The sequence below is a fragment of the Amycolatopsis sp. SB7-3 genome, from assembly GCF_041021335.1.
GTDB lineage: Bacteria > Actinomycetota > Actinomycetes > Mycobacteriales > Pseudonocardiaceae > Amycolatopsis > Amycolatopsis japonica.
The window spans coordinates 2,800,547-2,813,742 of record NZ_JBFPJQ010000001.1 but is presented as its reverse complement, the minus strand read 5'-3'; the positions used below and the strand labels follow the sequence as shown (position 1 = coordinate 2,813,742).

Here is a 13,196-nt window from a genome sequence, read left to right as displayed (position 1 = left end):
CCCATGACCACCTCGAAGGCCGACCTCGCGTTCACCGGCCTCGCCGAACAGGCGTCGATGCTCGCCGGCGGCGCGGTCACTTCCGTCGAACTCACCCGGCAAGCGCTCGAGAAGGCCGAAGCCAGCCAGCCCGTTCTCAACGCCTTCAAATGCCTTCGCGCCGAAGAAGCCCTTCGCGAGGCTGAGGAAGCCGATCGACGGCTCGCTGCCGGTGAATCCGCTCCCCTGCTCGGCGTCCCGACCGCGATCAAGGACGACCTCGACGTCACGGGACTGCCGACGGCGTTCGGTTGCGAGGGCGATTTCTCCGTCGCGACAACGGATTCCCCGCCCGTCGCCGCGCTCCGCGAGGCGGGCGCGGTGCTCATCGGCAAGACCAACACCCCGGAACTCGGCCAATGGCCGTTCACCGAAGGCCCCGCGTTCGGCGCGACCCGCAATCCGTGGGACACCGAGCGCACGCCGGGCGGTTCCTCGGGCGGCGCGGCGGCGGCCATCGCGTCGGGGGTGATCGCCGCCGCGCTGGGTTCCGACGGGGCGGGGTCGATCCGGATCCCGGCCGCATGGACCGATCTGGTCGGCATCAAACCGCAGCGCGGCCGCGTCCCGACCGAACGCGAACTCTTCCACGGCCTGACCGTGGTCGGCCCGCTCGCGCGCACCGTCGCCGACGCGGCCCTCCTGCTGGACGTCGCCGCCGGCACCGGCACCGCGTTCCAGGCGGCCGCCCGCCGCGAACCGGGCCGGATGCGGATCGGGCTGTCCACGCGGATTCCCTTCACCGCGACGAAGACCAAACTCGATCCGCAGGCGCACGCGGCCGTCGTCCGGCTCGCGGAGCGGTTCGCCGAACTCGGCCACGAGATCGTCGAGATCGAACCCGACTACCGGCTGATCGGCCTCACCTTCCTGCCACGTTCGCTCGTCGGCGTGCGTGACTGGTCTCGCCGCGTTCCGGACCAGGCGCGGCTCGATCCGCGCACCCGCGCCAACGCACGGCAGGGTTCCGCGCTGGCCGGTCCGGCGCTGCGGCTCGCCCGCGCCACGGAACCGTTGCTGCAACGGCAGATCGGCTCGGTGTTCGGGAGAGTGGACGTCGTGCTCACGCCCACCACCGCCACCCCGCCCCCGCGGATCGGCAGCTTCGACCGGCTCTCCGGCTGGCAGACCGACCAGGCCATGATCGCCGCGTGCCCCTACGCTTGGCCGTGGAACGTGCTGGGCTGGCCGGGGGTCAACGTCCCCGCCGGGCTGAGCCCGGAAGGCCTGCCGCTCGGCGGTCAGCTGCTCGGCCCCTCGCACGCCGAGGAACGGCTCATCTCGCTGGCCGCGCAACTGGAAGAGGTCGAACGGTGGCAGGACCGCAAACCCGAGACCGCTTGGTGAACACCCGCGAGGCCATCCTCCACGCCGCCCTCAAGGTGGTCGGGGAACAGGGTGTCGGCGGGCTGACCAACCGCCGGATCGCGACCGCGGCCGGTGTCTCGCTCGGCACGCTGACCTACCACTTCCCCAGTCAGACCGCCTTGCTGCGCGAGGCGATGCTGCTGTTCGTCGAAGAAGAGACCACGAAGCTGACCGGGTTCGTCGACACGTACCGCGAGCAGGGGTTGAGTGTCGAGCAGGCCGCGTCGGTGGTCGAGCAGGTCATCGCGCAGCTGCCGTTCGGCACCGACGAACTCGGCGCGCACGAGCTGTACCTGCAGGCCGCCCGCGACCCCGGGCTCCAGGACGCGGCCGCCCGCTGCTTCGCCGCGTACGACGAACTCGCGCTGGTGATCCTGAAAACGCTCGGTGTGCCGTCGCCGGAACGGCTGACCGGTCCGGTCGTCGCGCTGATCGCCGGCCTGCAGCTGCGCAGGCTGGCCACGGGAGACGACGGCGTCGGGGTGGCGCAGTCTCTGATGATGCTCGTCCGCGGCGCGTCATGACCGGTCCGCCGATCGTCAAGGGGACGGCGGCGTGGAAGTACTTCGGCGACTTCCGGGCCGGGCTGCTGGCCGGTCAGGTGCTGGTGTTGCAGGTCGCGCATCCGGTGGTCGCGGCCGGGGTGCGGGATCATTCCGACTACGTCGAGGATCCGTGGACCCGGCTGATGCGCACGGCCGCGTCGCTGTCCATCTACATCTACGGCGGTCCGGAGGGCGCCCGCTACGAGGCGGACCGGCTGCGCGCGCTGCACCGGTCGTTCACCGGCGTCGACGACGGCCGCCGCTACAGCGCGCTGAACCCGCATGCGTACGCCTGGGTGCACGCCACGCTCGTCATGGTTCCCGTTGACACACAAAGGTTCTACGGCACGCCGATGACTCCGTCCGAAGTGGACGAATACTACGCGCAGATGTGCGACGTCGGGCGGCTCCTCGGCCTGCGCGAACAAGACCTGCCGCCGACGTGGCCCGAATTCGAGCGGTATTACGCGGACATGATCGACGGTTTCGGCCCGAACGAAACGATTTCGACATTGTTCGAAACGATCCGGACGGTGAAGAAACCGTGGCGATGGCTGCCCGACAAACGGTGGGTCCGGCTTCAACGGTGGCAGCATCGGGGACAGATGTTCGTCATCCGCGCCACGCTGCCACCCGCACTGCGAGACCGCCTAGGTCTACAGTGGACCGATCGTGACCAGCGCCGATTCGACCGATTCCGTCGCGCGGTGCGGTTCTTCGGCGGCCTGGTGCCGGTGACGTTGCGGTCTTCGCTCGTGCGGCGGATCGGCAGGCTCAACGTCTGGTTCCGGGCGCATCCACGCGCGTATCGTTTCCTCGGGGGCTGACCCCCACCGGAGTAAGGGGCGAAGTCCCCTGTACGGGGGACCCCGATTCACCCGGCGCTGTGACGCTTTCCGGGGCCGTCGTCGTTAACTTCAGCCGGGATGGGGAATTCACCGAGGGGGCGGCGCACGGCGCCGATGGTCATCGCCCGCGTACTCGTGCTCTGCGCGCTGGCGTCCGTTCTGCTGTCCGGCACCGCGCGGGCGGACGGCGTGTCGAGCGGCGCGGACGTCCAGGTCGCGCAGACGCTCGGCACCCGGGATCTCACGGTCATCCTGCGGCGGATGGACATCGCGCCCGGGCCGCTGCACGTCGACGTCGTGACGCACACCGGAAGCACGCCGGGAACGCTGAAACTGCGCGCGTCCACCGCCGGGACCACGTTTTCCGAAACCACGGTGCGGCTGGACGGGAAACCCGGCGCCCATGCGGCACAACTGCGGGTCGATCAGCCGGGTCCGTGGGAGCTCGGCCTGGACGACGGGACGGACACCGCGTCGATCCCGTTCATCGTCCCGGCCAGGGTCATCCCTCCGTGGGAGAAGGCCACCTTCGGTGGCTTCGTCGCCGCAGGTGTGTTCCTGGTGCTCGGTCTCGTCGTCGCGCTGCGCGTCCGGCGGCCGCAACTCGCGCTGATCCCCGCCGGTGGGATGGTCGCCGCGCTCGCGGTCGCGATTACCGGCGCGATGCTGTCGGCGTCCACTCCGCCGCCGCCCGCACCCGGTACGGCCCTGGATCCGACGATCGACAACGTCCAAGACCCGTACACGAACGCTCAGATGTCCACAGTGGACTTCTCGCGGCCGCCGGTGAATCTGGCCGTGCGGTCACCGAACGCGCGAGCCGGCGCGCTCGCCGAGGTGCGCCTCGCCCTCGCCGACGGCTCGACCGGCCGTCCCGTCGACGACCTTCTGGTGCACGACAACGCTTTGATCCATCTCGTCGTCATCTCGCCGACGGGCAGGCTCTGGCATCTGCATCCGGTGCGCGTCGGACCCGGCGACTACCGGATGAAGTTCACCCCGCCCGAGGCCGGGACCTACGCCGTCGCCGCGGAACTCGCCCGGCGAGGCGGCGGCGTGCAACTCCTCCGCACCACACTGGGTGTCGCGACCGGAACGGACTCCCCCGCCGAACCCGTGCCCACCGGAGCCGGAAAACGAGTGGTACAAGGGAATCCGGTCGACGTCGAGATCCGGCCGGGGACGCCGACCACGATCACCGCGCGGTTCGGGAAGGCCGATCTCCAACCCTGGCTGGGCATGCTCGGCCACCTCATCGTCGTCGGCCCGATCACCGGCGACCACCGGGTCGGCGCGGATGCCGCTGCCGCGCCGACCTGGGCCCACGTGCATTCGATGATCCCGCAGTCGCCGGGGATGCCGGGGAAACCCGATGAAACGGTCGCCGCGTACGGCCCCGACGTCCCGTTCACCTACACCTTCGCCGCGCCCGGCAAGTACCGCGTCTGGCTGCAGGCCGAACGCGATTACACGGTGCTGACCGTGCCCGTGGAGATCGACGTCCCGGCGGAAGGGGCACCTCAGTGAGTTCCACAGTGGACAGACGAAAACCGGTGCTGCTGATCTCCGTGGTCGCCGTGCTCGCGGTGGCGATCGTGGCCTGGCTGGTGTGGCCGAGCAGCGGCGGGGCGCAGGTGCAGCGTTCGACGCAGGGCCCGTACACGGTGCAGATGTCGGTCGAAGATCCGCACCAGGGCGGCAATGTCTTCGCGTTGACCGTCTCCGGTGCCACGCCGGACGTCGTCACGCTCGAACCCGTGATGCCCCAGATGGGGCACGCGCTCGCGCCGTCGCCCGCGATCGCGGAAGGGCCGGGCCGGTTCCGCACCGGCGACGTCCTGCTGCCGATGTCGGGGCAATGGGAGATCACCGTTTCACTGCGCGGGCCGTCCGGCGCCACGCAGCACGTTTTTCCTTTGCTGGTCAAGTAAGAGAGGGAGGTCGGGGGTATGGATCTCACCGCGGGAGGGGCGAGGGCCGTCCCGGTGGCGCGCAGTGAACGCACCGGTCTCGTACCGGCGGGCACGGTGCTGGCCGGGTCGGTGATCTCACTGGTCGGGCTGACCTGGGACATCCAGTGGCACGGTGACGTCGGCCCGGACACGTTCTTCACGATGCCGCATCTGTTCCTGTATTCGGGCAGCGCGATCTCCGGGCTCGCGAGCCTCGTGGTCGTGCTGATGACCACGGCCGCGCGCCGGGCGGGACGTCCGGTCGACGCGCGGGTCGGCGGCCGCGCGATCAACGTCTTCGGCAAGATCTTCGCCGCACCGGCCGGCTACCTGGTGACCGGGACGGGCGCGGCGATGTTCCTGTTGTACGGCCTGTGGGACCAGTGGTGGCACGGCCTGTACGGATTCGACGCGGTGATCGACTCACCGCCGCATATCGGGCTGCTGCTGTCGATCACGCTGAGCATCATCGGCACGGTCATGGTGTTCGCGGCCGCGCGGGAACACCGCTGGGGCACCGTCGGTGTGGTCGGCAGCCTCGGCGTGCTGATCGCGTTCAGCACGGTGACCGTGCTGGGGCTGCAGCAGATCGACGTCGACGGGCTCGACGTCGTCTCCGTCGGCATCGCGCTGCTTTCGGTGCTGCTGGTCTCGGCGGGCGCCGGGTTCTGGGGACGGCCGGGCGGCGCGGTCCGGGTCGCCGCGGCGCTGGCGGTCATCCAGGCGATCACCTGGTGGTTCTCGCCGTGGGCCGCCGAGGCGTACGCGAGCGCCGTCGGGTTGCCGATGCGCGACTACATCGACGGCGTTCCCGCGATGCCTTCGATGATGCCGATGGCGCTGCTGCCGATCGCGGCCGTACTCGAAGCGGTGTACCTGCTCTCACGCCGCTGGACGGCGGGCCGGGTTTCGGTGCTGGCAGGCGTGATCGGTGGGCTGCTCGTCGGCGCGAGCATGCCGATCCAGAACGCGATCGTCTACGGCTCCGACCGGATGCCCTGGGCGGTCGTGTTCGCCACCGGCGCCGCCGGCGCGGTGGTCGGGCTGCTCGGCGGCTTCGCCGGGTGGCGGTTCGGCGGGATGCTGAGGCTGCTGGCCCCGGCGAAGGGGGAGAACGCGCATGCGTAAGACATTGCTGGCCTTGGCGGCGGCGATCGGGTTGCTGTTCGCGACCACGCCCGCGGCGAACGCCTACGAACCGGTGAACATCGTCCACACCGAACGGGTCCAGGTCGGACCGTACGGGATGACCGTCGGCTTCAGCACGTGGCCGTTGCGCGCCATGCAATCACTGGACTTCACGTTCATCCCGGACGACGGGATCGCCGGGAAGTCGGGGACGCTCGCGTTCCTCAATCCGGAGACCGGGCGGCTGGGCCGTCCCCAGCCGCTGGCGAAACATCCGCGGAAACTGGAGGTGTGGGGACTGGACATCCGGGCCCTGCAGACACAGGGCTCGTGGACGTTCCGGTTCGAGATCGACGGGCCCGCGGGCAAGGGCGCGGGAGAACTCCGTGATCTGGCGGTGCTCGAACAGCCGGGGCCGCCGATGGCGGTGAGCTGGTCGATCAGCCTGATCCCGCTGATCGTCCTCGCCGTCCTGATCGCCGTCGCCTGGCGGCGCACGAAATCCCGGCTGCGCGGGAACGGGCTTCCCGCGACGGTGTGACTCGAAGTGACGAAGATCGGATGGCTCGCGAGTCCCGGCGGACGCGCGAGCCTTTCGTCATGGGCTCAAATCGAACTGTCCGGCCTTGACCGCCTTGAGAAAGGCGTTCCACTCACCGGAATCGAAGACGAAGACGGGACTATTGGCCAATTTGGTGTCACGGACCCCCACCAGGCCTTCGCGGGCGAGGTTGACCTCGACGCAGTTCCCCCCGTTGGGCTCGCTCGCGAAGGACTTCTCCCACGCGGAGTCGTCGAACAGCGACACGGCCGTGGTCGGATCGTAATCCGCCGCCGATGGATAATCGGCCATTGGTCGTACCTCCGAACGTCGGTCGGGGGTGCGGGTCGCGACCTGCGCGAACCGTCACGGTCCCGGCTTCTCCCTGCCTCAACGGGACTATCCCGCACGGCCAAGTGGGTGATCAACTCCGCCCACCCTCGACATGAAGATTATTCCAGGAGTAGGATTAATCGCAGCGGCCGGGGCTCGGTTGTTGGTGAATCGCTCGCAGTGCGTTTCACCGTTCCGGCAGGCCATCGACGGCAGGTGACCAGCGGGGACACCGGTCCCGCGGCGCATGACCACCCACCGCCGACCTCGTGGGGGAGGATCAGCGTGATCATTCAGGACACCATGCCGGCGACGGTACTCGCCGTCGGCAGGCTCATGGCCGGGACGGCGGGCGAAAGCCGCCGCTCCGCGCATCTTTTCGACTTGCACTCCGGGGGATCGCACCCCGAGTTCCTGCACGCCCGCTGTGGCGCGGCGATGCCTTACGACCACCTGGAATGGGTCCCCGTCGGTTCGGGGATGCCCTGTGAGCGTTGCCTCGGTCTCGCCGGTTCGGCCGACCAGACGCGACTGCCGCGTCCGAGCCGGGGGGTGTGACCGCCATGGCCGTCCGCCTCACCACGCTGCTGTTCCGCCGTGAGGACGAACGCCTGGCCTCGGCGAAGCACCACCACACCATCGGACTGGAACTGCGCCGGCGGTTCGGGTTCAGCCTCATCCAGGCTCCGCTGCGCAAGCAGCCGCCGTGGAATTCCGAAGTCGATTCGCCGGGCGCGCACCGGGACCTGATCAGGACCGGCCGGCCGCTCGAAGGTCAGTTCGAACTGACGCCCCTGATCGGGCATCTGACCGGCCGGGCCTGACGAAAATCAGGGCTTGCGGCCCAAGCCGCCGAGTCCTCCGGTGACCGTCGGGTCGTCCGCGAACCGGTCGCTGGCACGGGAATCCGCCTCGTCGAGATGCCAGGTGGCCATCCAGTCGATACCCGGCTCGACCAGCTCCAGCCCGTCGAAGAACGCGGTGAACTCCGCGCGGGACCGCAGATGGAACGGCGCACTGGTCTTCTTGTACAGCTCCTGGACGTTCTCCCGGTTGTCGCCTTCCTTGCGCGTGACGCCGTCCTCGGTCAGATGCGAGGACAGGAAGTACGACCCCGACGGCAGGAAATCGAGATAGCGCTGGACCATCTCGTGGACGGGCTCCTCCGGGCCGAGGAAGTACAGCAAGCCGACCAGGACCAGCCCGATCGGCTGGCGCGGATCGATCACCCCGGTCTCGAGGGCGCGTTTCCAGATGTCGGCGGGATCCCGGACGTCGCCCTGCAGCACCGCGTGCCTGCCGAGCAGACCCTCACGTTCCAGCAGCAGCTGGGAATGCGCGACGGCGACCGGTTCGATGTCGACGTAGACGACCCGGCTGTCCGGGTTGATCGCGCTCGCGATCTGGTGGACGTTGCCGACGGTGGGCACGCCGGAACCGATGTCGAGGAACTGCGTGATCCCTTGGCGGGCCAGGTATCCCACGCCGCGGCCGAGGAAGTCGCGGCCGACGCGGGCGAACGTCTTGACCTCGGGGAACTGCTTGAGCACCTGCGAGCCGAACTCGCGGTCGACGGCCCAGTTGGCCGAACCGCCGAGGAACCAGTCGTACACCCTGGCCACGTTGGGGCGTTCGAGATCGACCCCCTCGGGAGCCACCGGGTCGATGGGGTCGTGCTGCGTCGTCATTCCGTCACACCTCGTCAGGAACCGGTTTGCGGGCGACCCCGCCGATGGCGCAGTTAAGCGCAGGCGAGCGGGGGTCGTCCAGCCGCCATGCGCCGACCGGGACCAGACCCGGTGCCACGAGGTCGAAATCCCCGAAGAAACCGAGGATCTCTTCCTTGTCGCGGAAGGACGCGGGCGTGCTCGACTGTTCGTACTGCTTCACGACGCGCTGGATCTGGGCCAGCTCGTCACCCTCCACGCCGGACATCGTGACGTGGGAAAGGACGTAGAAGGAACCGGCGGGCAGGAGCCGCCGATAGCGCGCGATGACGTCGCCGAGCGCGGGGCCCGGCACGAAATGCAGGACCGCGACCGTGAGCAGGGCGACCGGTTTCGCCGGATCGAGCACGCCGGTGTCGAAGGCGTGTTCCCAGACTTCGTCCGCCTCGCGCAGATCTCCGCCGATCACCGCGTGCCTGGCGGGGTCGCCGTTCTTCTCCAGCAGGATGCGGGCGTGCGCGACGGCGACCGGCTCGTTGTCGACGTACACGCACCGGCTGTCGCCGTCGGCCTCGCCGGCGATCTCGTGGACGTTGCCGACCGTCGGCACCCCGGAACCGAGATCGAGGAACTGGTTCACGCCGTGCTCGGCGCAATGCCGCACCGCGCGGCCGAGGAAGGCGCGGTTGGCCCTGGCGAGGGCACGGATGAGCGGGAAGGTCTTGACCAGCTGTTCGCCGAATTCCCGGTCCACCGCCCAGTTCGCGGTCCCGCCGAGCGCCCAGTCGTAGATCCGGGCGGCGTTGGGCCGCTCGAGATCGACGCCTTCGGGGAGGAACCGCGGGTCCATCTCAGGCTTGCATCTGTGTTCTGTACAGCTCGGCGAGTTCCTTGAGGAACTGCCGGGTCTCCTGGCGCTCCAGCGCGGCGCCGCGCAATCTGTCCCAAGAGTCCACGAAGATGTTGAAGTCCTTGACGTCGTCGAGGTACAACCCGCCCGCGGAATGTTCGATGTAGACGAAATCCCTGGTGCGGTCCGGGAAACGCATGATGGTGAAGTCGTTGGGCACGGCGGCGAGCCGCGCGCCGAACGGCAGCACGTGCACGTACACGCGCGGATGCTTGTCCAACGCCAACAGATGTTCGACCTGGTCCAGCATCACCGCCGGGGCGGAGCCGCCGGGAGCGCGGCGCAAGGCGCCCTCGCTGATGATGAACCGGTAGTACGGCGGTTGTTGCTGCTCGAAGACGGCCTTGCGGTCCAAGCGGTTGCGGACCAGCGAAGTGACGTCGGTGGCGCCGGCTTCGGTGAACTGCTTGAGCATGTAGTGCTCGGACTGCAGCGGGCCGGGGATGCGCTCGCCATGCCAGGTGAGGATCTCCGCGGCCGCGGGTTCGAGGTCGGTGAAGGTGCGGAACCAGTGCGGCACCACGGATCGGTAGCCGGACCAGTGGCCGCGCTGCCCGGCCGCGGCGCGGGCCAGGTTCATCAACGTGTCGGCCTCGTCGCCGTTGATCCCGAACGCGTTCAGCATCGATCGCACATCCCCGAGCTTGACCCCGACGGCACCGGACTCGATCTTGTTGACCTTGCCCTGGGTGCAGCCGAGCACTTCGGCGACCTGCTGCTGTGTCATCCGCGCGGCGTTGCGGGCATGCCGGAGCTCGTTCCCGAGCTGCTTCCGGCGCGAGGTGACGGTGCTGGCCATCGCCTTGCTCTCCCGGACCACATAGACCAGGACCGCGGCTGCCCGCCGTCCTGCGCGCGAATACTCGAACCCACCCAGGGTACTTCACCTTGCGGGGTTCGATGATGACATTGCGCAGCGTTCCAGGAAACGGCCGAAAACACCAGTCACCTGGTACGTCACCCTGGTGGCGGAGCGATCTCGTCACATTTCGGGCACGGTGGTCGGGCATAGTGACCGAGTGGACCAATCCCCCTTCGCCAGGCAGGTCACCGATGGTGTGTTCGGGTACGTCCAGCCCGACGGCTCGTGGTGGATCAACAACTGCGGCTTCGTCGCCGCGGGCGATCACACGGTGGTGATCGACACCTGTTCGACCGAACGGCGCACCAGGGCGCTGCTGGCGACGGCGGAGTCGACCGCCGGGGCGCCGGTGACCACTGTGGTCAACACGCATCATCACGGCGACCACACGAACGGCAACTACCTGGCGACCGGCGCGACGATCGTCGGGCACCGGAAGACGCGCGAGGTGATGGTCGCGACCGGGATCAACACGTACGAGAACTCGTTCACCGGGAACGACTGGGGTCATCTGGAGCTGCGGCCGCCCGAGGTGCTGTTCGACGACCGGCTGACCGTGCAGGCCGGCGACGTCCGGCTGGAGCTGATCCACCCCGGGCACGCCGCGCACACCACCAACGACGTACTCGTCTGGCTGCCGGAGCGGCGGGTGCTGTTCGCCGGTGACCTGATCTTCAACGGCGGCAGTCCCTTCGCGCTGATGGGCTCACCCGCCGGGTGGCGGAAGGCGCTGGAGCTGGTCCGCTCGCTGGAGCCGGAGACGATCGTGCCGGGCCACGGCCCGGTGTGCGGCCCCGAGGCGATCGACGTCGTCGACGGATACCTGGGTTTCCTGCAGAAACTCGCGTCGTACGGGAAGGCGGCGGGGCTGACGCCCCTGCAGGCCGCTCGCGAAGCGGATCTGGGGCCTTACGAGGCACTGTCCGAACAGGAACGGCTTCCGGCGAACCTGCACCGGGCTTATGCCGAACTGGACGGCTTGGCGTGGGGCGGGGCGATCGATCTGGGGGCGGCGCTGGCGGACATGGTCACCTTCAACGGTGCGCCCATCCGGTGCTTCTCCTGACTAGCCCCAGCTCTCCTGCGGTGGGTGTTGCGAAAGCCACTTTCGCAACCTTCAACGTTGCGAAAGTGGCTTTCGCAACCCGCCCGGCCGCTACCCGCGTCCCCGCACGTCCCGAAGGCCACCTTCGAGACGTCCAACGTCCCAAAGGGCTTTCGCAACCCGCCCGGCCGCTACCCGCGTCCCCGCACGTCCCGAAGGCCACCTTCGAGACGTCCAACGTCCCAAAGGCTCCCTTCAAGACACCCGAAATCCCGCCCAGTGCCCCACAAGCAGCCCCCACCCGTCCCTGGGGGGCGACCCCGATCCCAGCGTACCGCCGCAAGCGCCGCGTCGGACCGCGCGAGCCGAGTTGTCCACAGGTGGGCCCGGTTGTGGACAACTCCCGGTTGATCCCTTCTCGCCCCGGCGCCGTATCCCTCATCGGGGATAGGCTCGGCACGGGAATCGAAGCGGAAGGGTGCGGATGAGCAAGAAGGCGAGCATCGGGGTCACCGGCCTGGCGGTCATGGGCCGCAACCTGGCCAGGAACCTCGCGAGGCACGGGCACACGGTGGCCCTGCACAACCGCTCCGAGCAGCGGACGAAGGAACTGGTCGAACAGTTCGGCGACGAGGGCGACTTCATCCCGGCGTATTCGGCGCAGGACTTCGTCGACGCGCTGGAGCGTCCGCGCCAGGTCGTGATCATGGTCAAGGCCGGCGCGCCGACGGACGCCGTGATCGACGAATTCGTCCCGCTCCTCGAGAAGGGCGATGTGATCGTCGACGCGGGCAACGCGCATTTCGCGGACACCCGGCGCCGCGAGGCCGCGCTGCGCGAGAAGGGCATCCACTTCGTCGGCACCGGTGTGTCCGGCGGCGAGGAGGGCGCGCTGCACGGGCCGAGCATCATGCCGGGCGGGTCCAGGGAGTCGTACGAGTCGCTCGGGCCGCTGTTCGAGGACATCTCGGCGAAGGTCGACGGCGAGCCCTGCTGCACGCACGTGGGCGCGGACGGCGCCGGGCATTTCGTGAAGATGGTGCACAACGGCATCGAGTACGCCGACATGCAGCTGATCGCCGAATCGTTCGACCTCCTGCGCGGCGCGGGCGGCTACTCCCCCGCCGAGATCGCCGAGGTCTTCCGCACCTGGAACTCGGGGCGGCTCGATTCGTACCTGATCGAGATCACCTCGCAGGTGCTGGCCCACACCGACGCCGCGTCCGGCAAGCCGTTCGTCGACATCGTGGCGGACCAGGCCGAGCAGAAGGGCACCGGCCGCTGGACCGTCCAAATCGGACTGGACCTCGGCGTGCCGATCAGCGGCATCGCCGAAGCCGTCTTCGCCCGTTCACTGTCCGGTTCGTCGAACCTGCGTGAGGCCTCGCGCGGTCTCGGCGGTCCCTCGCGCGCCCCGCTGACGGGGTCCGCTTTGGACACTTTCGCGGACGACGTCGAGCAGGCGCTGTACGCGTCGAAGGTGGTGGCGTACGCCCAGGGCTTCAATCAGATCCAGGCGGGTGGCGCCGAATACGGCTGGGACATCGACCTCGGCAAGGTCGCGTCCATCTGGCGCGGCGGCTGCATCATCCGCGCGAAGTTCCTGAACGACATCACGGCCGCGTACGCCGAAGAGCCCGCACTGCCGACGCTGCTGACTTCGGGCGGCTTCCGCAAGGCAGTCGAGGACGCCCAGGACTCCTGGCGTTCGGTGATCTCGACCGCGGTGCGGCTGGGCATCCCGACCCCGGGCTTCTCGACCGCGCTGGCCTACTACGACGGTCTGCGCGCGGAGCGGCTCCCCGCCGCGCTGGTGCAGGGCCAGCGGGACTACTTCGGTGCCCACACGTACCGCCGCGTCGACCGCGAAGGTTCGTTCCACACCGCCTGGGCCGCCGACGGTCGCCCGGAATCCCCCGCCTGACAAACGAAAGCGTCCTTCACCGCGTCTGACACGG

General features: G+C 69.0%; 15 protein-coding genes. 11 read left to right on the top strand and 4 right to left on the bottom strand.

What is annotated here, in order from left to right; genetic code table 11:
• Positions 1-3 precede the first annotated feature (3 nt).
• From AB8M46_RS13855 to AB8M46_RS13825, 7 genes are all read left to right on the top strand, one after another.
• The gene (locus tag AB8M46_RS13855; protein ID WP_394360436.1) at positions 4-1,386 is read left to right on the top strand and encodes an amidase; all 1,383 of its coding nucleotides are present in this window, start codon (positions 4-6) and stop codon (positions 1,384-1,386) included.
• Positions 1,383-1,931, top strand: a complete 549-nt coding sequence (locus AB8M46_RS13850) for a TetR/AcrR family transcriptional regulator (protein WP_161791086.1) — start codon at positions 1,383-1,385, stop codon at positions 1,929-1,931. The genes AB8M46_RS13855 and AB8M46_RS13850 overlap by 4 nt, the downstream gene beginning before the upstream one ends.
• Positions 1,928-2,779: an oxygenase MpaB family protein gene (locus AB8M46_RS13845; protein ID WP_037333090.1), complete on the top strand. Its 852-nt coding sequence runs from the start codon at positions 1,928-1,930 to the stop codon at positions 2,777-2,779. The genes AB8M46_RS13850 and AB8M46_RS13845 overlap by 4 nt, the downstream gene beginning before the upstream one ends.
• 99 nt (positions 2,780-2,878) lie before the next feature.
• Positions 2,879-4,327, top strand: coding sequence for a hypothetical protein (locus AB8M46_RS13840; RefSeq protein ID WP_394360435.1), 1,449 nt, complete (start codon positions 2,879-2,881; stop codon positions 4,325-4,327).
• Positions 4,324-4,731: a FixH family protein gene (locus AB8M46_RS13835; protein WP_081975691.1), complete on the top strand. Its 408-nt coding sequence runs from the start codon at positions 4,324-4,326 to the stop codon at positions 4,729-4,731. The genes AB8M46_RS13840 and AB8M46_RS13835 overlap by 4 nt, the downstream gene beginning before the upstream one ends.
• 18 nt (positions 4,732-4,749) lie before the next feature.
• A complete protein-coding gene (locus tag AB8M46_RS13830) occupies positions 4,750-5,880 on the top strand; it encodes a hypothetical protein (protein ID WP_394360434.1) in 1,131 nt (376 codons plus the stop codon).
• Positions 5,873-6,421 (top strand): hypothetical protein, encoded by a 549-nt coding sequence (locus tag AB8M46_RS13825; protein WP_037333098.1) that lies wholly within the window; start codon positions 5,873-5,875, stop codon positions 6,419-6,421. Before AB8M46_RS13830 ends, AB8M46_RS13825 begins: the two co-directional genes overlap by 8 nt.
• A 57-nt stretch (positions 6,422-6,478) precedes the next feature.
• Here the strand turns inward: AB8M46_RS13825 and AB8M46_RS13820 are convergent, their stop codons facing one another.
• Positions 6,479-6,733, bottom strand: a complete 255-nt coding sequence (locus AB8M46_RS13820; protein ID WP_016330866.1) for a DUF397 domain-containing protein — start codon at positions 6,731-6,733, stop codon at positions 6,479-6,481.
• Between the two features lie 306 nt (positions 6,734-7,039).
• Here AB8M46_RS13820 and AB8M46_RS13815 point away from each other — a divergent pair, with 306 nt between their 5' ends.
• Both AB8M46_RS13815 and AB8M46_RS13810 read left to right on the top strand, forming a co-directional pair.
• Positions 7,040-7,312: a hypothetical protein gene (locus AB8M46_RS13815; protein ID WP_037333101.1), complete on the top strand. Its 273-nt coding sequence runs from the start codon at positions 7,040-7,042 to the stop codon at positions 7,310-7,312.
• Between the two features lie 5 nt (positions 7,313-7,317).
• Complete coding sequence (locus AB8M46_RS13810; RefSeq protein WP_037335946.1) at positions 7,318-7,578, top strand: hypothetical protein; 261 nt, start codon at positions 7,318-7,320, stop codon at positions 7,576-7,578.
• Between the two features lie 6 nt (positions 7,579-7,584).
• On the opposite strand, the gene AB8M46_RS13805 is transcribed toward AB8M46_RS13810, so the two are convergent.
• Genes AB8M46_RS13805 through AB8M46_RS13795 form a run of 3 tightly spaced genes read right to left on the bottom strand, consistent with a single transcriptional unit; the run spans position 7,585 to position 10,130 of the window.
• Positions 7,585-8,442: an SAM-dependent methyltransferase gene (locus AB8M46_RS13805; protein ID WP_378422170.1), complete on the bottom strand. Its 858-nt coding sequence runs from the start codon at positions 8,440-8,442 to the stop codon at positions 7,585-7,587.
• A 4-nt stretch (positions 8,443-8,446) separates the two neighbouring features.
• On the bottom strand, positions 8,447-9,271 hold the full coding sequence (locus AB8M46_RS13800) for an SAM-dependent methyltransferase (RefSeq protein WP_037333105.1): 825 nt from the start codon (positions 9,269-9,271) through the stop codon (positions 8,447-8,449).
• Position 9,272: 1 nt separating this feature from the next.
• Positions 9,273-10,130: a helix-turn-helix transcriptional regulator gene (locus tag AB8M46_RS13795; protein WP_037335949.1), complete on the bottom strand. Its 858-nt coding sequence runs from the start codon at positions 10,128-10,130 to the stop codon at positions 9,273-9,275.
• A gap of 220 nt (positions 10,131-10,350) precedes the next feature.
• On the opposite strand from AB8M46_RS13795, the gene AB8M46_RS13790 reads away from it, so the two are divergent.
• Together AB8M46_RS13790 and gndA are read left to right on the top strand one after the other, a co-directional pair.
• Positions 10,351-11,259, top strand: coding sequence for an MBL fold metallo-hydrolase (locus AB8M46_RS13790; protein ID WP_394360433.1), 909 nt, complete (start codon positions 10,351-10,353; stop codon positions 11,257-11,259).
• 463 nt (positions 11,260-11,722) lie between these two features.
• Positions 11,723-13,162 (top strand): NADP-dependent phosphogluconate dehydrogenase, encoded by a 1,440-nt coding sequence (gndA, locus tag AB8M46_RS13785; protein ID WP_394360432.1) that lies wholly within the window; start codon positions 11,723-11,725, stop codon positions 13,160-13,162.
• Positions 13,163-13,196: the final 34 nt, after the last annotated feature.

Coding starts and splice junctions, on each gene's coding strand:
- AB8M46_RS13820 (WP_016330866.1), bottom strand. CDS start 6,733: ATGGCCGATTATCCATCGGCGGCGGATTACGATCCGACCACGGCCGTG.
- AB8M46_RS13830 (WP_394360434.1), top strand. CDS start 4,750: ATGGATCTCACCGCGGGAGGGGCGAGGGCCGTCCCGGTGGCGCGCAGT.
- gndA (WP_394360432.1), top strand. CDS start 11,723: ATGAGCAAGAAGGCGAGCATCGGGGTCACCGGCCTGGCGGTCATGGGC.
- AB8M46_RS13825 (WP_037333098.1), top strand. CDS start 5,873: ATGCGTAAGACATTGCTGGCCTTGGCGGCGGCGATCGGGTTGCTGTTC.
- AB8M46_RS13805 (WP_378422170.1), bottom strand. CDS start 8,442: ATGACGACGCAGCACGACCCCATCGACCCGGTGGCTCCCGAGGGGGTC.
- AB8M46_RS13845 (WP_037333090.1), top strand. CDS start 1,928: ATGACCGGTCCGCCGATCGTCAAGGGGACGGCGGCGTGGAAGTACTTC.
- AB8M46_RS13795 (WP_037335949.1), bottom strand. CDS start 10,130: ATGGCCAGCACCGTCACCTCGCGCCGGAAGCAGCTCGGGAACGAGCTC.
- AB8M46_RS13810 (WP_037335946.1), top strand. CDS start 7,318: ATGGCCGTCCGCCTCACCACGCTGCTGTTCCGCCGTGAGGACGAACGC.
- AB8M46_RS13840 (WP_394360435.1), top strand. CDS start 2,879: ATGGGGAATTCACCGAGGGGGCGGCGCACGGCGCCGATGGTCATCGCC.
- AB8M46_RS13800 (WP_037333105.1), bottom strand. CDS start 9,271: ATGGACCCGCGGTTCCTCCCCGAAGGCGTCGATCTCGAGCGGCCCAAC.
- AB8M46_RS13855 (WP_394360436.1), top strand. CDS start 4: ATGACCACCTCGAAGGCCGACCTCGCGTTCACCGGCCTCGCCGAACAG.